Here is a 17,011-nt window from a genome sequence, read left to right on the forward strand (position 1 = left end):
ATACGGGAGGGGCGATTGTGAGCAGAGGTGCTGCGATGCGTCGGCGGGTGGCGCTCGGGCTGGCCGTGGTGACCGCGTCCGGCGTGCTGGCCCTCGCCGCGCCGGGCAGTGCGCAGGCCGCCGAGACGTCCTGCGCGGGACGCAAGGTCAGGACGTTGTCGTTCTCCACCGGGTCCGTGCAGGTCTACAAGCGAAATGGCTGGATCTGCGCGATCACCCTGGCCAAGAGGCCCGGTGTCGAGCGGTACATGATGGTCAGCGTGCAGGCGCGTGGACTCCGTGCCGTTGTGGACGAGGGCATGTACTCGCGCCTCGCCGGGCCCAGGAAGACGCACGCCGGTCAGCGGAAGGTGCGGGTGAAGGGCGCGGTGGGCGGGGGGTCGGTCAGTTCCGGCTGGATTCGGTTCTGAATCACAGCCCTCGTACAGGGTTTTCCCCACCAAAGGCCCATCTCCCCTGGTGCTGAGGCGACTTGCTCCGCTAGCTTCCGGCGCACATCTGTCATTACTGGGGAGGGTGCATGCGCAAGGCGCTCAGATGGCTGCTGGCGCTCACGGTGCTCATAGGCACGTTGAGCACGGCGAGCGCGGCCACCGCCGCCGAGCCGGAGGCCACCGGCACCACCGGCACCACCGCGGCCGCGGACATCAAGGAACAACTCCTCTCCATACCGGGGATGAGCCTGATCGAGGAGAAGCCCTACACCGGCTACCGCTTCTTCGTCCTCAACTACACCCAGCCGGTCGACCACCGGAACCCGTCCAAGGGCACGTTCCAGCAGCGGATCACCGTGCTGCACAAGGACGTCTCCCGCCCGACGGTCTTCTACACCGGCGGCTACAACGTCTCCACGAACCCGGGCCGCCGCGAGCCCACCCAGATCGTGGACGGCAACCAGGTCTCCATGGAGTACCGCTTCTTCACCCCGTCCCGGCCCGACCCGGCCGACTGGACCAAGCTGGACATCTGGCAGGCGGCCAGCGACCAGCACCGCATCTTCAAGGCCCTCAAGCCGATCTACACCAAGAAGTGGATCTCGACCGGCGGCTCCAAGGGCGGCATGACCGCCACCTACTTCGAGCGCTTCTACCCGAAGGACATGGACGGCGTCGTCGCGTACGTCGCCCCCAACGACGTGGTCAACAAGGAGGACTCGGCGTACGACCGCTTCTTCGCCACCGTCGGCACCAAGGAGTGCCGCGACCGGCTGAACGGGGTGCAGCGCGAGGCGCTGGTGCGCCGGGAGCCGCTGGAGAAGAGGTACGCGGCGTACGCGGCCGAGAACGGTTTCACCTTCGACACCATCGGCAGCCTGGACAAGGCGTACGAGGCGACGGTGCTGGACTACGTCTGGGGCTTCTGGCAGTACAGCCTGCTCTCCGACTGCGACTCGATCCCGGCGGACGCGAAGAACGCGACCGACGACGACATCTGGACCTCGATCGACACCATCGCCGGGTTCTCCTTCTACACCGATCAGGGCCTGGAGCCGTACACGCCGTACTTCTACCAGGCGGGCACCCAGCTCGGTGCTCCGACGATCGTGTTCCCGCACATCGAGAAGAAGTACATCCGCTACGGCTACCTGCCGCCCCGGTACTTCGTCCCGCGGGACATCTCGATGAAGTTCCAGCCGTACGCGATGCGTGACGTGGACACCTGGGTGAAGCACAACGCCCGCCAGATGCTCTACGTCTACGGCGAGAACGACCCGTGGGGCGCGGAGCCGTTCCGCCTCGGCAAGGGCGCGAAGGACTCGTACGTCTTCACCGCCCCCGGCCTCAACCACGGCGCGAACGTGGCCGGTCTGGTTCCCGACCAGAAGGCCTTCGCCACCGCCCGGATCCTCGAGTGGGCCGGCGTCGCGTCCGCCACCGTCCAGGCGGACCCGTCGACGGCGAAGCCGCTGGCGAAGTTCGACGCCAAGCTGGACAAGCGGGACGTGGAGCGCGAGCCCACGCTGCGTCCGTAACCACCGTGCTGCGCCCGGCCGTCGGTTCCCTCGTGGGTCACACCGGCCGGGCGCAGCCCACCGGGTGCTCGCCGCCCAGTTGGACGTACAGGGCGGTCGACAGCGGGCACTGGCTGCGTTTGTCGACCGCCTTGGTCACCTTGTGCTCCGGCTTCTTGCCGCCCTTGCCGTCGCACGCGGTCTCGCGGACCTGGCCGTCGCCCAGGCCGTAGACGCAGTCGCCGACGATGGTGCGCGGCCCGCCCCCGCCGCCCGGGTCGCCGGGATGCGGCGGGCCCAGGTTGCGCATGCAGGCGTAGCCCTGCGGGATCGCCCCGTCGCCGTCCTCGTCGGAGGCCTGGCTCTGTTCGCTGATGTGGAGCACGAAGTCCGTGGTCCCCGGGCACTGGGGCCCGTCGCCGACCGTGCCGTCGTGCCGGGCCACGACCCGGGCCGCGGCCCGCTCGCCGTCGCACGCCACCTCGGTGAAGCTGGTCGTGCCGAAGGAGCTGCACTCGTCGACGGCGAGGAACACCGCGCCGTACCCCGAAGTCCGGGACGACGAGGGCGTCACCACCGTGCCCAGCCGCCCGTCCTCCTCGCCGGCGCCCGTACCGGACGCCGGCCCCGAACATCCCGACAACAGGACGGCCAGCACCGCCAGCAGTGCGCACACCGCCCCCACGGAACATCTCTCGCGCATCGCCATCCCCCCGGGTCCCCCGCCCAGCGTGACCCGCCACGGCGGGCGCACGCCAGACATGCAGGGTGCTTTGAGCCTTTTGGGGGGCGTGCGCCGGTTGTGTGACGTACGGGCGCTACGTCCGGCGGCCAGCTCCGCTGCCCGGGACGGCTCCCTCTGGTCTACGTCCGGTACGACAACCCGTGCCCGACCGGATACAGCACCCGCGCCGGATCGTCCGCCCGCTGCACCGGCACCGGCAGCTTCCCGCGCGGCGCCACCCGGCCCGCGATCACCCGGGCGGCGGCCCGCAGTTCGACGTCGGTCCAGGAGTACGCCGCCAGGCAGGCGGGCACGGAGGGCAGGTGGGCCACGTCGTACGGATTCCGGATCGCGACCGCCACCACCGGCTTCCCGGTCGCCACCAGCTGCTCGACGAGCGTCTTCTGGGCGCTGGTCGCGCCGACGTTGTACGTCCCCACCACGACCGCGTCCGCGTCCCGGGCCGCCGCGACGGCCCGGGCGATCGTGGCGGCCGAGGGGGCCGTGCCCGTCGACAACGCGGTGGCCGTGAAGCCGAGTTCGGTGAGCGCGCCGGCCAGCACCCCGGTGGGCGGCCCGGTCGTCCCGGACGGCGAGGCCGGATCGGCGCCGACGACGAGCACCCTGGGATGCGTACGCCGGGACAGCGGCAACAGCCGCCCCTCGTTCACCAGCAAGGTCGTCGTCCGCTCGGCGATCAGGTCGGCCGCCGCCAGATGCCCCTTGGCCCCGACGGTGTCGGTGACCCCGGCCTGACTGACGTAGGGCTCCTCGAACAGGCTCAGCTTCGCCTTCAGCCGCAGCACCCGCAGGACCGACTCGTCGAGCCGCGCCTCGGTGAGTTCCCCGTCCTGTACGGCCTTCAGGACGGCGTTCCACGCGACGGCCAGGGAGGGCGGGTCGAGGAGCTGGTCCGCCCCCGCCTTCAGCGCGAGCACCGGCACACGGTCGTCGCCGTACTTCTCCCGCACGCCCTGCATGCCGAGGTCGTCCGTCACCACCACCCCGTCGTAGCCGAGCTTCTCGCGCAGGATGCCGGTGAGGATCGGGTGGGAGAGGGTGGCCGGGTCGCCGGAGCTGTCGAGGGCCGGGACCATGATGTGCGCGGTCATGATGGAGTCGATGCCGGCGCGGACGGCGGCCCGGAAGGGCGGCGCGTCCAGCTCGTCCCACTGTGCGCGCGTGTGGTTGATGACCGGGAAGCCGTAGTGGCTGTCGACGGCGGTGTCGCCGTGCCCCGGGAAGTGCTTGGCGGTCGCGGCGACCCTGGAGCGCTGGTAGCCGGCGACCTCGGCGGCGACCAGCCCGGCCACCGCGCCCGGTTCGGCGCCGAAGGACCGTACGCCGATCACCGGGTTCGCCGGGTTGACGTTCACGTCGGCGACGGGGGAGTAGTTCTGCCGGATGCCCATCGCCCGCAGCTCCCGGCCCGCGACGAGGCCGAGGGTGCGGGCGTCGGTGCGGGAGCGCCCGGCGCCCATGGCCATCGCGCCCGGGAAGAGGGTGGCGGGCTTCCCGACCCGGCAGACGATGCCGTGCTCCTGGTCGGTGGAGATCAGCACGGGCAGCCCGCGCGGCTGCTCCAGGGAGGCCCGCTGGATCCCGTTCGACAGGTCCGCGATCTGATGGGGCTCGCGGGTGTTGTGCGCCCAGGCGAAGTAGATGATCCCGCCGACCCGGTACCTGGCGACCACCTCGGCGGCCGTCCGCACGCCGAGCTCCGCGAGGTTGGCGTCGATGTCGGCCTGGTCGGGGGCGGTGGCGGAGTGGCCGTAGACCCGCGTCACGAAGAGCTGGCCGACCTTCTCCTCCAGCGTCATGCGGGAGACGAGGGTGCTCAGATGCCGGTCGTCGGGGGCGGCGTACGAGGTCCCGCCGACCGTCAGCGCGGCGGTGGCGCCGGCGGAGGCGGCGAGGACGGTACGTCTGGAGGGGCGTGCGGTGTTTTCCGTGCCTGCGGTGTTTCTCGTGCCTGCGGTGTTTCCCGTGCCTGCGGTGCTGGAGTCGCGCACGTGCGCTCCTTCCCTCGTGAAGGAAACTTCCGAGCTGTCAGCAATATCCGGGAAGTTTCTGCCAGTCAAGGGAGCGCACGGTAACGCGGGCAGGGCCCCGGGCCGGGCAGGCGGCACGGTCGGGAGAGGGGCCGCCATCGGCGCAGTTGGAGGGGGGCGCGCCGATGGCGGCATGCTGCCGGCCGCGGTTCGGCGGAGAGGGTAAGTCAGCGTTCGCAGCCAGCAGCGAGGCCGACACCGGACCACGGTGACTCTCCGGCAGCTTGCGGGTTGGACGAGCGGGATCGGGGCGGGGTTCCCGGTTTCCGGAAGTTGGTGCGGGCGTGCGCGGGGGGACGGGAGGGGCAGGGGGGCCGCCGACCCGCCCGGCGCGCCGAATTTCCCCAACCCCCGCACATTCCACGCGGGTTGGCCTCATGATCTGCCCCAGGGAGCCGAAACCGGCCAACACAAGGAGGCAGCACGTGAGCACGAAGACCGGCCCTCAGAGATACCCCGGCGCCAGCCGCGCGAACTGGTACCAGGACGACTATCCCGGTTCGGCGATGGAGGTCAACGTCGTCGTCCTGCACACCACCGAGGGGCGCAGCCTGCCGGGCTACAGCGGTGGCTCGATGGCGCCGAACCTGACGGCGGTGCCGGACCTCGCCGCCAAGAAGCTGAAGTGGTACCAGCACTTCGACATCGAGAGCTCGTCCAGGGCCCTCGCCAACAAGGCCCAGGGTGTCGAGACGAACACCCTGAACGTCTGCCAGGTGGAACTGGTCGGCACCTGCGACCCCAAGACCCACGCCAAGTGGAAGGCCGCCGGCCAGGCCCACATCTACTGGCCGGACGCCCCCGACTGGGCCCTGCGGGAAGTCGCGCGGTTCCTGGCGTGGATGCACGAGGAGCACGGCGTGGCGCTGTCCGGCCCGAAGGCGTGGCCGGCGTACCCCACGTCGTACGCCAACGGCGGCGACCAGCGGATGTCGTTCGCCGAGTGGAAGGGGTTCAAGGGCGTCTGCGGCCACATGCACGTGCCGGAGAACAGCCACGGCGACCCCGGCGCGATCGACTTCGCCCGGGTGGTCAAGTACGCCAAGGACGATCTCGACCTCGGCGACGACACCCCGCCGCAGACCACGCCGTCGAAGCCGTCCAAGCCGTCGAAGCCCACGGTCCCGGCGTTCCCCGGGCGCAAGTACTTCAGGGAGGGGGCCTCGAACGCGCACGTCCTCCAGCTCGGCAAGCAGCTGGTGAAGCGCGGCTTCGGCGACCACTACAAGGTGGGCCCGAGCCGGACCTGGGGCGAGGCGGACCGGCTCAACGTGCGTGACTTCCAGAAGTCCCGCAAGGAACTGCGCGGCGACGCGGACGGCAGTCCGGGCCCGCTGACCTGGCGGCTGCTCTTCTCCTGACCGGCCGGGACCGCGGACCGTTCAAGGTCCCCTCCACGGTCCCTTGCAGGGTCCCTTCCAAGGTCCACTCCGCGGACGTTCCGGCACGTGGGCCGGGGGTCGGGTCAGCATGGCCCCATGGCCGTCGTGCAGATCCCCGGTTCCAAGTCCGTCACCGCCCGCGCCCTCTTCCTGGCGGCCGCGGCCGACGGTGTCACCACCCTGCTGCGCCCGCTCCGTTCGGACGACACGGAGGGCTTCGCCGAGGGACTGGTCCGGCTCGGCTATCGGGTCGGCCGGACCCCGGACGCCTGGCAGGTCGACGGCCGCCCGCAGGGCCCGGCGGTGACCGAGGCCGACGTGTACTGCCGCGACGGCGCCACCACCGCCCGCTTCCTGCCGACCCTCGCGGCGGCCGGCCACGGCACGTACCGCTTCGACGCCTCGCCCCAGATGCGACGGCGCCCGCTGCTCCCGCTGACCCGGGCCCTGCGCGACCTGGGCGTGGACCTGCGGCACGAGGAGGCCGAGGGCCACCACCCGCTGACGGTGGTGGCGGCGGGCGTCGAGGGCGGCGAGGTCACGCTGGACGCGGGCCAGTCCTCGCAGTACCTGACGGCGTTGCTGCTGCTGGGCCCGCTGACGCGGACCGGTCTGCGGATCGCGGTGACGGACCTCGTCTCGGCGCCGTACGTGGAGATCACGCTCGCGATGATGCGGGAGTTCGGGGTCGAGGTGCGGCGGGACGGGAACGTCTTCGACGTCCCGCCGGGCGGCTACCGGGCCACGACGTACGCGATCGAGCCCGACGCCTCCACCGCCGGTTACTTCTTCGCGGCGGCGGCCCTGACGGGCGGCGAGGTCACGGTCCCCGGCCTCGGCGCGGGGGCGCTCCAGGGCGACCTCGGCTTCGTCGACGTACTGCGGCGGATGGGCGCCGAGGTGACGATCGGTGCGGACGCCACGACGGTCAGGGGAACCGGCCGCCTGAACGGCCTCACGGTCGCCATGCGGGACATCTCCGACACCATGCCGACCCTGGCCGCGATCGCCCCCTTCGCCTCCGGCCCGGTACGGATCGAGGACGTGGCCAACACCCGCGTGAAGGAGTGCGACCGCCTGGAGGCCTGCGCGCAGAACCTGCGACGGCTGGGGGCGACGGTGGAGACGGGCCCGGACTGGATCGAGATCCGGCCGGGTGGAGCGGCCGACGGCCTGGTGGGTGCCGAGATCACGTCGTACGGCGACCACCGCATCGTGATGTCCTTCGCGGTGACGGGACTGCGCACGCCGGGAATCTCGTTCGACGACCCCGGCTGCGTACGCAAGACTTTCCCCGGTTTCCATGAGCAGTTCGGGGCGCTGCGCGCACGGTTGTGAGGGACGGCGAGGATGAGCTTCAAGCTGGAGGGTCCAGTCCTGGAGGGCGCGTTGGTCCGCCTGGAACCGCTGGAGCACCGGCACGCGGCCGGGCTGGCGCAGGCGGCGGAGGAGAACCGGGACACCTACGCGTTCACCTGGGTCCCCCGGGCCGACGAGGTCCCCGCGTACATCGACGCACAGCTCGCCCGCGCGGCCACGGGACGACTCGCGCCGTACGTCCAGATCTCCGCGCGCACGAACCGGGTGGTCGGCGCCACGTCCTTCTGGGAGCCCCGCTGCTGGCTGACCGACGACCAACTGGACGCCGTCGAGGTCGGCTTCACCTGGCTCGCCGCCTCCGCCCAGGGCACGGGCATCAACACCGAGGCCAAGCTCCTGCTCTTCCGGCACGCCTTCGAGAAGTGGGGCGTCGCCCGGATCGACCTCAAGACGGACGCCCGCAACGACCGCTCCCGCGCGGCCATCCAGAAGGCCGGCGCCCGCTTCGAGGGCGTCCTGCGCAACTGGTCCCGCTCCTGGGCGCCGGGCGAGGACGGCCGCTTGCGCGACTCCGCGATCTTCTCGATCACGGCGGCGGAGTGGCCCCAGTGCCGGGGCCGGCTGGAGGAGCGGCTGGCGGGATTGGCGGCGCGTGAATAGCGGAGGGCCGTCCGGGGCCGGGGAGGCGCCGATACGACCCGCGCGGGGTGCGACGGGTTTCCGGGACGGGGGCGGCGAGCCCCTGCCGACGACGGACGTGCGGCTGTTCCGCGCCGCGTGCTTCGAGGCCGCCGGGAAAGGCGGCGGGCGTCGCGTCGACGTGCTGACGGTCCCCGGAACGTCGAGCTTCGAGGCCGTGACGATCGCCGGACGCGGGGAGTCGCGCACCGTCCTGTGCCACGCCCACCTGCCGCTCGTCGCCTTCACGGACACCCCGCCGGAGCCGGGACGCCCGCTGTCGGGGTTCGTGGACCCGCCGAGCTGGGCCGAGGCCTTCCTGGCGGCCGGCCTCCGGGCCCTGCGGGCCGACGAGCTGAGCACGCCGATGAGCAGGGTGGACCTGGCCGGGCTCGCGGAGGCCGAGCTGGCGCAGCTGCGTTACTGGCGGCCGGATACGCTGAGCGACCTGCTGTTCAACTGGTGGGACTGAGAGAGGCGTTGGCCATGACCCCGAGGAACTCCCCATGACGCCGGGCCGAGTCACCATCCGCAGGCCGGTGCTGTCCACCGAGCTGGACACCGTCGTCACGGGCGGCAGCGCACTCCTGTGGTACGCCGTCGCCGCGCTCCTGTGGATGGAGAACGAGGCCCACGAGCCCTGGGACCCGGACTACCCCAGCGCCCGCCCCTTCTTCCTGCTCGCCTACGCGACCGGGGCGTCGCTGCTGCTCACGTGGGCCCTGCGCCGCCTCCCGGCCGTCCGGGTCCAAGAGGCCGGACGGCTGGGCAGGATCCTCGACGGGGTGCCCCTGATCCGAGTGGGCGCGCTGGCCGCGGTATGGGCGGCCCTGGTCGTCGTCGCGGTCGTCACCTGACGTCCCCCGGCGGCCTGTCGGTGACCGGCGGTCACGCGCCTACGACGGCCGCCGCCGCCCTACGCAGCTCCTCCCGCACCGCCGCCAGCACCGGATCCCCCTCCGCCCCCGTCCGAACGGCCACGAAGACGTTCCGCGACGGCGGCTCGCCGTCGGCCGGGCGCACGGCCAGGTCCCGGTGGGCGTGCAACGGCCGCACCAGGCGCGGCACCAGCGCCACCCCCTGACCCGCCTCCACCAGCGCCGCCAGCGCCCCCCAGTCGTTCACCGCGTGCCGCACGTCCGGCGTGAACCCGGCCGCCGCGCACACCGACCGGGCCACCGCACCGCAGCAGCTCCGGGCGTCCCCGACGATCCACGCCTCGGTGGCCAGCTCCCGCAACGCCACTCGCTCGCGGCCGGCGAGACGATGCCCGGTCGGCAGCGCCACGTCCAGGACGTCGGTGAACAGGTCCACCCGGCTGTAGCGACGGTCCGTGTGCGGCGGCGCCGCCGCGAAGTCCACGGCCACGGCCACGTCCACCTGGCCCCCGTCGAGCGCGGTGAACAGGTCCGGCGGTTCCGCCTCCACGACGTCGATACGGACGTGGGGGAGGCGATCGCCGAGGGCGCACAACGCGGCCGGCAGCAGGCCCAGGATGCCGCTGGAGAAGCAGCCGACCGTCACCGCACCCCGGCCGCCCTCCCCGTACGCCGCCAAGTCGGCCCGCGCCCGCTCCAGTTGGGCGGCGATCAGATCGGCGTGGGCGAGCAGGACCCGGGCCTGCCCGGTCAGCCGTACGCCCCGCCCGTCCCGTTCCGTCAGCGGTACGCCCGCCTCGCGGGCCAGCGTCGCGAGCTGCTGGGAGACCGCCGAAGGCGTCAGGTGCAGGGCCGCCGCCGTACTCGCCAGACTGCCCCGGCGCTGCAGCTCGCGCAGGACGTTCAGACGACGCAGGTCAACTGTGAAGGTCTCACTTACCTGTTCCACCGCAAAAGATTAACTGGACCTGGGTGGCGGGAATCGGAAAGCATCGAGCCCATGACCGCCGACGCCACTTACCTCATCCTCCACGGCTGGCAGAACCACCGCCCCAAGGACCACTGGCAGCACTGGCTTGCCGACCGGCTCACCGCCCTCGGCCACCACGTCACCTACCCGCAGCTGCCCGACGCCGACGACCCCGACCTGGACGTCTGGCTGGGCGAGCTGGCCCGGCACCTCGGCGCGCTCCGCGGGGCCGGCGAGCGGGTCGTCGTCGCGCACAGCGCCTCCGCCCTGCTGTGGCTGCACGCCGTCGCCCGTGCCGTGCCGGGTGCCGGGGACGTCGACCGGGTGCTCCTCGTCGCCCCACCCTCGGCCTCCGTACTCGTACGGCACCCGGAGGTCGCCGCGTTCGCCGCGCCGCCCCTCGACTTCGCCCTCCCCACGCCCACCCTCCTCGTCGCCGGCGACGACGACCCGTACTGCCCGGAGGGCGCGCGCACGCTCTTCGGCGACCCGCTCGGCATCCCGGCCGAGATCCTCCCCGGCGCCGCCCACCTCGACCTGGACGCCGGTTACGGCCCCTGGCCCGCGGTACTGGACTGGTGCCTCGACCCGGACGCGAAGATCACGGCGCGTCCGGCGGCCCGGTCCGGGGGGTGATTCAGGCGCTGTCGTTGAGCAGCCGGGCCAGATGGTCGTGGCCCGCGCGCAGCAGGTCGGGGAGCGGGGCGGCCGCCTCGTACCACCGCTTCTCGTACTCCCAGCACAGCCAGCCGTCCCAGCCGTGGCGGGAGAGGACGTCGACGCACTCGGTGAGGGGGAGGACGCCGGCGCCGAGGCGGAGCGGGGTGGTGTCGTCGGGGGAGGCGATGTCCTTGACCTGGACGTATCCGAGGTAGGGGGAGAGCGCCGCGTAGGTCTCCGAGGGCTGTTCGCCGCCCAGCCAGGTGTGCATGACGTCCCAGAGGGCGCCGACCTGGCGGTGGCCGACCCGGCCGAGGACACGGATCGCGTCGGCGCCGGTGCGGTGCGAGTCGTGGGTCTCGAGGAGGATGCGGACGCCGAGGTCGGCGGCGTACTCGGCGGCCGTACCGAGGCGGCCGGCGGCCGTGGCGTCGGCCTCCTCCCGGCTCTGCTCGGCGCTGCCGCCGGGGAACACCCGGATGAAGGGGGCGCCCAGGTCGCGGGCGAGGTCGAGCAGGCGGCGCATCTCCTCGATCACGGGCGCGTCGTCGCCCGGCGCGGCCACCCGCGCGTACCCCGCGATCCCCAGGACCTCCACGCCCGCCGCCTTGAACTCGGCGGCCACGTCCGTGCGTCGGGCCAGGTCGAGGCCGGGATGGACCGGCTCCTCCGGATCCGCGCGCAGTTCGACACCGTGGTAGCCGTACGTCGTCGCGAGCCGCAGCACTTCGGGGAGGGGCAGGCCGGGGACACCGAGGGTGGAGAACGCCAGTTTCATGGTCCCTACTGTCACTCGCCGGTGCCGCTGAGGTCCAGGCGCCAGTCCTGGCCGATCAGGTCCTTTCCGAACGAGCGGTGGGGTTTCTCGGCGACGAGGACGAAACCGTGCCGCCGGTAGATGCGGCGGGCGGCGGAGAGGACGTCGTTGGTCCACAGGACCAGGTCGCGGTAGCCGACCCCGCGCGCGAAGTCGACGACCGCCCCCACCAGCCGGTCACCGATGCCGAGCCCCCGCGTGTCCGGCTCGACCAGCAGCAGCCGCAGCCGGGCGGTGGCGGGCGCCTCGTCCCGTACGCACATCACGCAGCCCACCGGCCGCCCGTCCAGCTCGGCGATCCACACCCGCTCCAGGTGCGGATCGTGGTCCTCCGCGAAGTCGGCGACGATCCTCGCGACCAGCCCCTCGTAGTCGGCGTTCCAGCTGTACTCGGCCGCGTACAGCGCGGCGTTGCGCTGCACGATCCAGCCGAGGTCGCCGGGGCCGGGCTCGCGCAGGACGACGTCCTCGGGCCGGGGCCGGTGGCCGTCGGCGAGGATCGTGCGGACCGTGCGCAGCGCGTCGGCGAGGCGGGGCCGGTCGGCGGCGGGGACGGTGGACAGCAGGGCGCCCACGCTCTCGTTGGCGCGCTCCGCGAGCAGAGCGGCGGTCTCGCGGCCGCGTGCGGTGAGCGTGACACGGCGTCGGCGCGGGTCCTGCCGGGAGGGCGCGCGCTCGATCAGGCCGTCCTGCTCGAACTTGTTCAGGATCCGGCTCAAGTACCCGGCGTCCAGGGAGAGTTCGCCGCGCAGGTCGGCCGCGTCCGTGCGCGTGGAGTGCGCGAGCTCGTACAGCACCCGGGACTCGGTGAGGGTGTAGGGGGCGTAGAGCTGACGGCTGTAGTCGAGAGCACCGATGACGTTCGTGTAGAAGCGGTTGAAGGCGCGGATGTCCTGGACGGTCATGTCGACCCACCCCCGAAGGTCCGATGGTTGACTCAGTCAGAGATATCGCTGGGTCGAGCGTAGGACGCGGGGGCGCCGTCCGTCCATGGCCGTGCGGCGCCCGCTCCCTCGGTTCGTCACGCCTCCTTGGCGGCCCGGTACACGCACACCTGCGTCCCCGTCGGTGCGGCCGTCGTCGACACCAGCTCGAAGGCGGCCTTGGTCCCGTCCTCCGGGAAGATCGACTTGCCGCCGCCGAGCATCACCGGCATGACGATGAGCCGCAGCTCGTCGACGAGTCCCTCGCTCAGCAGCGTGCGGGCGAGCGAGGGGCTGCCCATGATCAAGAGGCTGCCGCCGTCGCTGTCGCGCAGCTTGCGGAGGTGCGCGACGGCCTCGTCACCGGGGATACGGGTGGTGTTGTTCCAGGTCAGCTGCTCATCGGAGAGCGTCCGGGACACCACGTACTTCGGGATGGAGTTCATCCGGTCCGCGAACGGATCCCCGGCCCGCTCCGGCCACGCCCCCGCCATCATCTGCCACGTACGCCGCCCGAACAGCAGCGCGTCCGCCTCCGCCATCGCCGCGTCGAAGGCCCCGCCGGCGACCTCCGCGTCGAAGAACGGGTGCGTCCAGCCACCGTGCGCGAACCCGCCCTCGGTGTCCTCCTCGGGCCCGCCGGGCGCCTGGACGACTCCGTCGAGACTGATGAAAGCGGTGATGACGATGCGCATGGGACCCACTCCAGTTTCCTCACGGACGCCGAACAGGCGTGCTCGGCGATCTCGGCGATCTCGGTTGTACAGACCGGGGCACGCCGCGAAACTCATCGGTCACCGTCTTCAGCGGGGTCTGGGGGCGCAGCCCCCAGGGGGTGGGCCCCCTTCTCGACCGACCGAGACGGGTGGTGGGTGGGCAAAGGCCGGGGGTCTGGGGGCGGAGCCCCCAGAAGCCCCAACGCCGGGTCACCGAACAAGCACCGGCGAGCTCAACCCCGCGGCACCCCGGAGGACCCCCGCACCATCAACTCCCCGCGCACCGTCGCGATCCCTCCCGGCGGCGGCTCCTCCCGCCCCATCGCGATCCGCCCCGCCCGCGCCCCCGCCTCGGCCAACGGCAGCCGAACCGTCGTCAGAGCGGGCACCGCGTCGATGCTGAAGGGAAGATCGTCGAACCCGGCCACCGACACGTCGTCCGGAATCCGCAGCCCGGAGTCCCGCAGCGCCGCGCACGCCCCCAGCGCGACGGAGTCGTTCGCCGCCACCACCGCCGTGAGCGAGGGGTCCCGGCGGAGCAGCTCCAGCGTGGCCTCGTAGCCCGAGCGCCGGTCGTACCGCCCGTGGACGGTCCAGCGCGGGTCCTCGTGGATGCCGTGGGCCTTCAGCGCCTCCCGGTGGCCTTCCAGCCGGTGCCGGGTCGTCGTCCGTTCCTCGGGGCCCGCGATGTAGCCCAGCCGCCGGTGCCCGAGCCCGATGAGGTGCTCGGTGAGTTCCCGCCCGCCCCCGCGGTTGTCGAAGGTCAGCGCGATCGCCCGGGTGTCCGGCGCCGGCGGTCTCCCGCACAGCACCACCCGCGTCCCCGCGTCCGCCATCTTCCGCAGCTTCGACGTCATGGCCGCCGCGTGCGGCACGTTCTCCATCGCGCCGCCGGTCAGTACGACGGCCGCCGCCCGCTGCCGCTGCAGCAGCGTGAGGTAGGTCAGCTCGCGCTCCGGTGAGCCCCCGGTGTTGCACACGACCGCCAGCCGCTCGCCGCCGGCCCGCCCGCCGGGCCCGCCCATCTCGGACTGGATCGCGCCCGCCATGATCCCGAAGAACGGGTCGGCGATGTCGTTCACCAGGATCCCGACCAGGTCGGAGGTCGCCGCCGCCAGTGAGCTAGCGGGGCCGTTCAGTACGTAGTCCAGCTCGTCCACCGCCCGCAGCACCCGCTCACGGGTGGAGGCGGCGACGGGGTAGTTCCCGTTGAGCACGCGCGACACCGTCGCGGGGGAGACCTGGGCGCGGGCCGCCACGTCCGCCAGGGTCACCGTCATCTCGTCGTCCTCCGGTCGCGCTTCTCGTCGTACCTCGTCGTACACACACCGACCAAGGCCGGTTACCTCGTCGTACACGGGCCAACGGCCCCCACCGGTTCCCGCAGCTGTGGGCAAGCCGTGGGTAAGCCATGGGTAAGCCAATGGTGTCGACCAGACCTTAAAGCCCCCACCCCCAGTTGTTCGCCCCCTCGAACAACTCAACCCCGTCACGGTCTTGTCTGGACCGCTGCTCAGAGGCTAGCTTCTCATCAGATAGAAAGCGCTTGCTGTAACGCTCATCAGTAGAGGCGTACGCGGCGCGCACAACCGCGTACGAAACGCGTACGACGCCTACGAAGGGAATGACGTGACACGCAAGACGGTGCGTATCGCCATGAACGGCGTGACCGGGCGCATGGGCTACCGCCAGCACCTGGTCCGCTCCATCCTGGCCCTCCGCGAGCAGGGCGGCCTCGACCTCGGCGACGGCACTGTGCTGTGGCCGGAGCCGATCCTGGTCGGCCGCCGTGAGCACGCCCTGCGGACGCTGGCCGAGCGGCACGGCCTGGAGCACATCTCGACGGACGTGGACGCGGTCCTCGCCGACCCGACCGTCGACATCTACTTCGACGCCCAGGTCACCTCCGCCCGCGAGGGGGCGATCAAGAAGGCGATCGCCGCGGGCAAGCACATCTACACGGAGAAGCCGACGGCCACCGGTCTCGAAGGCGCCCTGGAGCTCGCCCGCCTGGCCAACGCGAAGGGCATCAAGCACGGCGTGGTCCAGGACAAGCTCTTCCTCCCCGGCCTGCTCAAGCTCAAGCGCCTCATCGACGGCGGCTTCTTCGGCCGGATCCTCTCCGTCCGCGGCGAGTTCGGCTACTGGGTCTTCGAGGGCGACTGGCAGGCGGCCCAGCGCCCCTCGTGGAACTACCGCGCCGAGGACGGCGGTGGCATCGTTGTCGACATGTTCCCGCACTGGGAGTACGTGCTCCACGAGCTGTTCGGCCGCGTGAAGTCCGTCCAGGCCATCGCCACCACCCACATCCCGCAGCGCTGGGACGAGAACGACAAGCCCTACGACGCGACGGCCGACGACGCCGCCTACGGCATCTTCGAGCTCGACGGCGGCGCGATCGCCCAGATCAACTCCTCGTGGGCGGTCCGCGTCAACCGCGACGAGCTCGTGGAGTTCCAGGTCGACGGCACGGAGGGCTCCGCGGTGGCCGGACTCAGGAACTGCCGGGTCCAGCACCGGTCCGCCACCCCCAAGCCGGTCTGGAACCCGGACATCCCCGCCACCGAGGCCTTCCGCGACCAGTGGCAGGAGGTGCCCGACAACGCCGAGTTCGACAACGGCTTCAAGGCCCAGTGGGAGCTCTTCCTCAAGCACGTCTACGCCGACGCCCCCTACCACTGGGACCTCCTCGCCGGCGCCCGCGGCGTCCAGCTCGCCGAGCTGGGCCTGAAGTCCTCGGCCGAGGGCCGTCGCCTCGACGTGCCGGAGGTCTCCCTGTGACCATCCGACTCCCCGACTTCAAGGGCGGGTTGCGGACCTACGAACCCCGCCCCGAACCCCTCGCCGTCACCTCCGGCGCCGCCTTCACCTCCCGTACGGTCTTCTCGGCGGCCCACGTGGTGGCCGACCCGTACGCGGACGTGTCGCCGGACTCGCCCGCCGCCGTCGACTGGGACGCCACCCTCGCCTTCCGCCGCCACCTGTGGTCCCACGGGCTCGGCGTCGCCGAGGCCATGGACACCGCCCAGCGCGGCATGGGCCTGGACTGGGCGGGCGCGGCCGAGCTGATCCGCCGCAGCGCCGCCGAGGCCAAGGCGGTGGGCGGTCTCATCGCGTGCGGCGTCGGCACCGACCAGATCGCCGCCGGGACACTGGACGAGGTCCGCGCGGCCTACGAGGAGCAGCTGGCCCTCGTCGAGGAGTCGGGCGCCCAGGCGATCCTCATGGCCTCCCGCGCCCTCGCGGCGGCCGCCAAGGGCCCCGAGGACTACCTCGACGTCTACGGCCACCTGCTCCGCCAGTCCACCGAGCCGGTGATCCTGCACTGGCTCGGCCCGATGTTCGACCCGGCGCTGGAGGGCTACTGGGGCTCGTCCGACCTGGACGCCGCCACCGACACCTTCCTCGAGGTCATCGCCGCCCACCCCGACAAGGTGGACGGCATCAAGGTCTCCCTCCTGGACGCCCAGCGCGAGGTCGACCTGCGCCGCCGGCTCCCGAAGGGCGTGCGCTGCTACACGGGCGACGACTTCAACTACCCCGAGCTCATCGCGGGCGACGAGAAGGGCTTCAGCCACGCGCTGCTCGGCATCTTCGACCCGCTCGGGCCCCTGGCCGCCGAGGCGGTACGGGTGCTGGACACCGGCAACGTGGCCGCCTTCCGCGAACTCCTCGACCCCACCGTCGAGCTGTCCCGCCACCTCTTCCAGAAGCCGACCCGCTTCTACAAGACCGGCGTGGTGTTCCTGGCGTGGCTCGCGGGCCATCAGAGCCACTTCACGATGGTCGGCGGCCTCCAGTCGGCCCGCTCCCTCCCGCACTTCGCCCGCGCCTACGAACTCGCCGACGGCCTGGGCCTGTTCCCGGACCCGAAGCTGGCCCAGGAGCGCATGAAGAACCTGCTGAGCCTGTACGGAGTGACCCAGTGAGCACCGCAGATC

General features: G+C 72.0%; 17 protein-coding genes. 10 read left to right on the forward strand and 7 right to left on the reverse strand.

All coding sequences use genetic code 11. The features are described from left to right. The first annotated feature begins 35 nt into the window (after positions 1-35). Both OG252_RS31810 and OG252_RS31815 read left to right on the forward strand, forming a co-directional pair. A complete protein-coding gene (locus OG252_RS31810; RefSeq protein ID WP_266439294.1) occupies positions 36-410 on the forward strand; it encodes a hypothetical protein in 375 nt (124 codons plus the stop codon). Positions 411-520: 110 nt separating this feature from the next. Continuing rightward, positions 521-1,972: a S28 family serine protease gene (locus OG252_RS31815; RefSeq protein ID WP_329340378.1), complete on the forward strand. Its 1,452-nt coding sequence runs from the start codon at positions 521-523 to the stop codon at positions 1,970-1,972. A gap of 37 nt (positions 1,973-2,009) precedes the next feature. Here the strand turns inward: OG252_RS31815 and OG252_RS31820 are convergent, their stop codons facing one another. Together OG252_RS31820 and OG252_RS31825 are read right to left on the reverse strand one after the other, a co-directional pair. Further along, positions 2,010-2,654: a hypothetical protein gene (locus tag OG252_RS31820; RefSeq protein WP_329340380.1), complete on the reverse strand. Its 645-nt coding sequence runs from the start codon at positions 2,652-2,654 to the stop codon at positions 2,010-2,012. A gap of 161 nt (positions 2,655-2,815) precedes the next feature. Then, positions 2,816-4,687 (reverse strand): glycoside hydrolase family 3 protein, encoded by a 1,872-nt coding sequence (locus OG252_RS31825; protein WP_329340382.1) that lies wholly within the window; start codon positions 4,685-4,687, stop codon positions 2,816-2,818. A gap of 464 nt (positions 4,688-5,151) precedes the next feature. Here OG252_RS31825 and OG252_RS31830 point away from each other — a divergent pair, with 464 nt between their 5' ends. From OG252_RS31830 to OG252_RS31850, 5 genes are all read left to right on the forward strand, one after another. Beyond that, positions 5,152-6,087, forward strand: coding sequence for a peptidoglycan-binding protein (locus OG252_RS31830; protein WP_329340384.1), 936 nt, complete (start codon positions 5,152-5,154; stop codon positions 6,085-6,087). Positions 6,088-6,204: 117 nt separating this feature from the next. Beyond that, a complete protein-coding gene (gene aroA, locus OG252_RS31835; RefSeq protein ID WP_329340386.1) occupies positions 6,205-7,446 on the forward strand; it encodes a 3-phosphoshikimate 1-carboxyvinyltransferase in 1,242 nt (413 codons plus the stop codon). Between the two features lie 12 nt (positions 7,447-7,458). After that, the gene (locus OG252_RS31840) at positions 7,459-8,088 is read left to right on the forward strand and encodes a GNAT family N-acetyltransferase (RefSeq protein WP_329340388.1); all 630 of its coding nucleotides are present in this window, start codon (positions 7,459-7,461) and stop codon (positions 8,086-8,088) included. Then, positions 8,081-8,578 carry a hypothetical protein gene (locus tag OG252_RS31845; protein ID WP_266439305.1) on the forward strand — a complete coding sequence of 166 codons (498 nt, stop codon included), beginning with the start codon at positions 8,081-8,083 and terminating at the stop codon, positions 8,576-8,578. The genes OG252_RS31840 and OG252_RS31845 overlap by 8 nt, the downstream gene beginning before the upstream one ends. A gap of 34 nt (positions 8,579-8,612) precedes the next feature. Beyond that, a complete protein-coding gene (locus OG252_RS31850; protein ID WP_266439306.1) occupies positions 8,613-8,963 on the forward strand; it encodes a hypothetical protein in 351 nt (116 codons plus the stop codon). Between the two features lie 31 nt (positions 8,964-8,994). Here OG252_RS31850 and OG252_RS31855 read toward each other — a convergent pair whose 3' ends face one another. Beyond that, positions 8,995-9,933, reverse strand: coding sequence for a LysR family transcriptional regulator (locus OG252_RS31855; protein WP_266439308.1), 939 nt, complete (start codon positions 9,931-9,933; stop codon positions 8,995-8,997). Positions 9,934-9,984: 51 nt separating this feature from the next. Between OG252_RS31855 and OG252_RS31860 the strand changes: the two genes are divergently transcribed. After that, positions 9,985-10,590 carry an RBBP9/YdeN family alpha/beta hydrolase gene (locus OG252_RS31860; protein WP_329340392.1) on the forward strand — a complete coding sequence of 202 codons (606 nt, stop codon included), beginning with the start codon at positions 9,985-9,987 and terminating at the stop codon, positions 10,588-10,590. 1 nt (position 10,591) lies between these two features. Here OG252_RS31860 and OG252_RS31865 read toward each other — a convergent pair whose 3' ends face one another. The 4 genes from OG252_RS31865 to OG252_RS31880 all read right to left on the reverse strand — a co-directional run bounded on the left by OG252_RS31865 (position 10,592) and on the right by OG252_RS31880 (position 14,350). Further along, positions 10,592-11,392, reverse strand: a complete 801-nt coding sequence (locus tag OG252_RS31865) for a sugar phosphate isomerase/epimerase family protein (protein WP_329340394.1) — start codon at positions 11,390-11,392, stop codon at positions 10,592-10,594. Between the two features lie 11 nt (positions 11,393-11,403). Further along, positions 11,404-12,336, reverse strand: a complete 933-nt coding sequence (locus OG252_RS31870; protein WP_329340395.1) for a bifunctional helix-turn-helix transcriptional regulator/GNAT family N-acetyltransferase — start codon at positions 12,334-12,336, stop codon at positions 11,404-11,406. 116 nt (positions 12,337-12,452) lie between these two features. Continuing rightward, positions 12,453-13,049 (reverse strand): dihydrofolate reductase family protein, encoded by a 597-nt coding sequence (locus OG252_RS31875; RefSeq protein ID WP_329340397.1) that lies wholly within the window; start codon positions 13,047-13,049, stop codon positions 12,453-12,455. A gap of 254 nt (positions 13,050-13,303) precedes the next feature. Further along, on the reverse strand, positions 13,304-14,350 hold the full coding sequence (locus OG252_RS31880; protein WP_266439315.1) for a LacI family DNA-binding transcriptional regulator: 1,047 nt from the start codon (positions 14,348-14,350) through the stop codon (positions 13,304-13,306). A gap of 349 nt (positions 14,351-14,699) precedes the next feature. Between OG252_RS31880 and OG252_RS31885 the strand changes: the two genes are divergently transcribed. Continuing rightward, a complete protein-coding gene (locus OG252_RS31885; RefSeq protein ID WP_266439316.1) occupies positions 14,700-15,851 on the forward strand; it encodes a Gfo/Idh/MocA family protein in 1,152 nt (383 codons plus the stop codon). Then, positions 15,848-16,999 carry a dihydrodipicolinate synthase family protein gene (locus tag OG252_RS31890; protein ID WP_329340399.1) on the forward strand — a complete coding sequence of 384 codons (1,152 nt, stop codon included), beginning with the start codon at positions 15,848-15,850 and terminating at the stop codon, positions 16,997-16,999. The genes OG252_RS31885 and OG252_RS31890 overlap by 4 nt, the downstream gene beginning before the upstream one ends. Positions 17,000-17,011: the final 12 nt, after the last annotated feature.

The sequence above is a fragment of the Streptomyces sp. NBC_01352 genome, from assembly GCF_036237295.1.
In the GTDB taxonomy this organism is placed as follows: Bacteria; Actinomycetota; Actinomycetes; order Streptomycetales; family Streptomycetaceae; genus Streptomyces; species Streptomyces plumbiresistens.

What these genes read in the sequence shown, in the direction of transcription:
- OG252_RS31820 (WP_329340380.1), bottom strand. Translation starts at nt 2,654, where the DNA reads ATGCGCGAGAGATGTTCCGTGGGGGCGGTGTGCGCACTGCTGGCGGTG.
- OG252_RS31810 (WP_266439294.1), top strand. Translation starts at nt 36, where the DNA reads ATGCGTCGGCGGGTGGCGCTCGGGCTGGCCGTGGTGACCGCGTCCGGC.
- OG252_RS31850 (WP_266439306.1), top strand. Translation starts at nt 8,613, where the DNA reads ATGACGCCGGGCCGAGTCACCATCCGCAGGCCGGTGCTGTCCACCGAG.
- OG252_RS31880 (WP_266439315.1), bottom strand. Translation starts at nt 14,350, where the DNA reads ATGACGGTGACCCTGGCGGACGTGGCGGCCCGCGCCCAGGTCTCCCCC.
- OG252_RS31840 (WP_329340388.1), top strand. Translation starts at nt 7,459, where the DNA reads ATGAGCTTCAAGCTGGAGGGTCCAGTCCTGGAGGGCGCGTTGGTCCGC.
- OG252_RS31860 (WP_329340392.1), top strand. Translation starts at nt 9,985, where the DNA reads ATGACCGCCGACGCCACTTACCTCATCCTCCACGGCTGGCAGAACCAC.
- OG252_RS31875 (WP_329340397.1), bottom strand. Translation starts at nt 13,049, where the DNA reads ATGCGCATCGTCATCACCGCTTTCATCAGTCTCGACGGAGTCGTCCAG.
- aroA (WP_329340386.1), top strand. Translation starts at nt 6,205, where the DNA reads ATGGCCGTCGTGCAGATCCCCGGTTCCAAGTCCGTCACCGCCCGCGCC.
- OG252_RS31865 (WP_329340394.1), bottom strand. Translation starts at nt 11,392, where the DNA reads ATGAAACTGGCGTTCTCCACCCTCGGTGTCCCCGGCCTGCCCCTCCCC.
- OG252_RS31870 (WP_329340395.1), bottom strand. Translation starts at nt 12,336, where the DNA reads ATGACCGTCCAGGACATCCGCGCCTTCAACCGCTTCTACACGAACGTC.
- OG252_RS31815 (WP_329340378.1), top strand. Translation starts at nt 521, where the DNA reads ATGCGCAAGGCGCTCAGATGGCTGCTGGCGCTCACGGTGCTCATAGGC.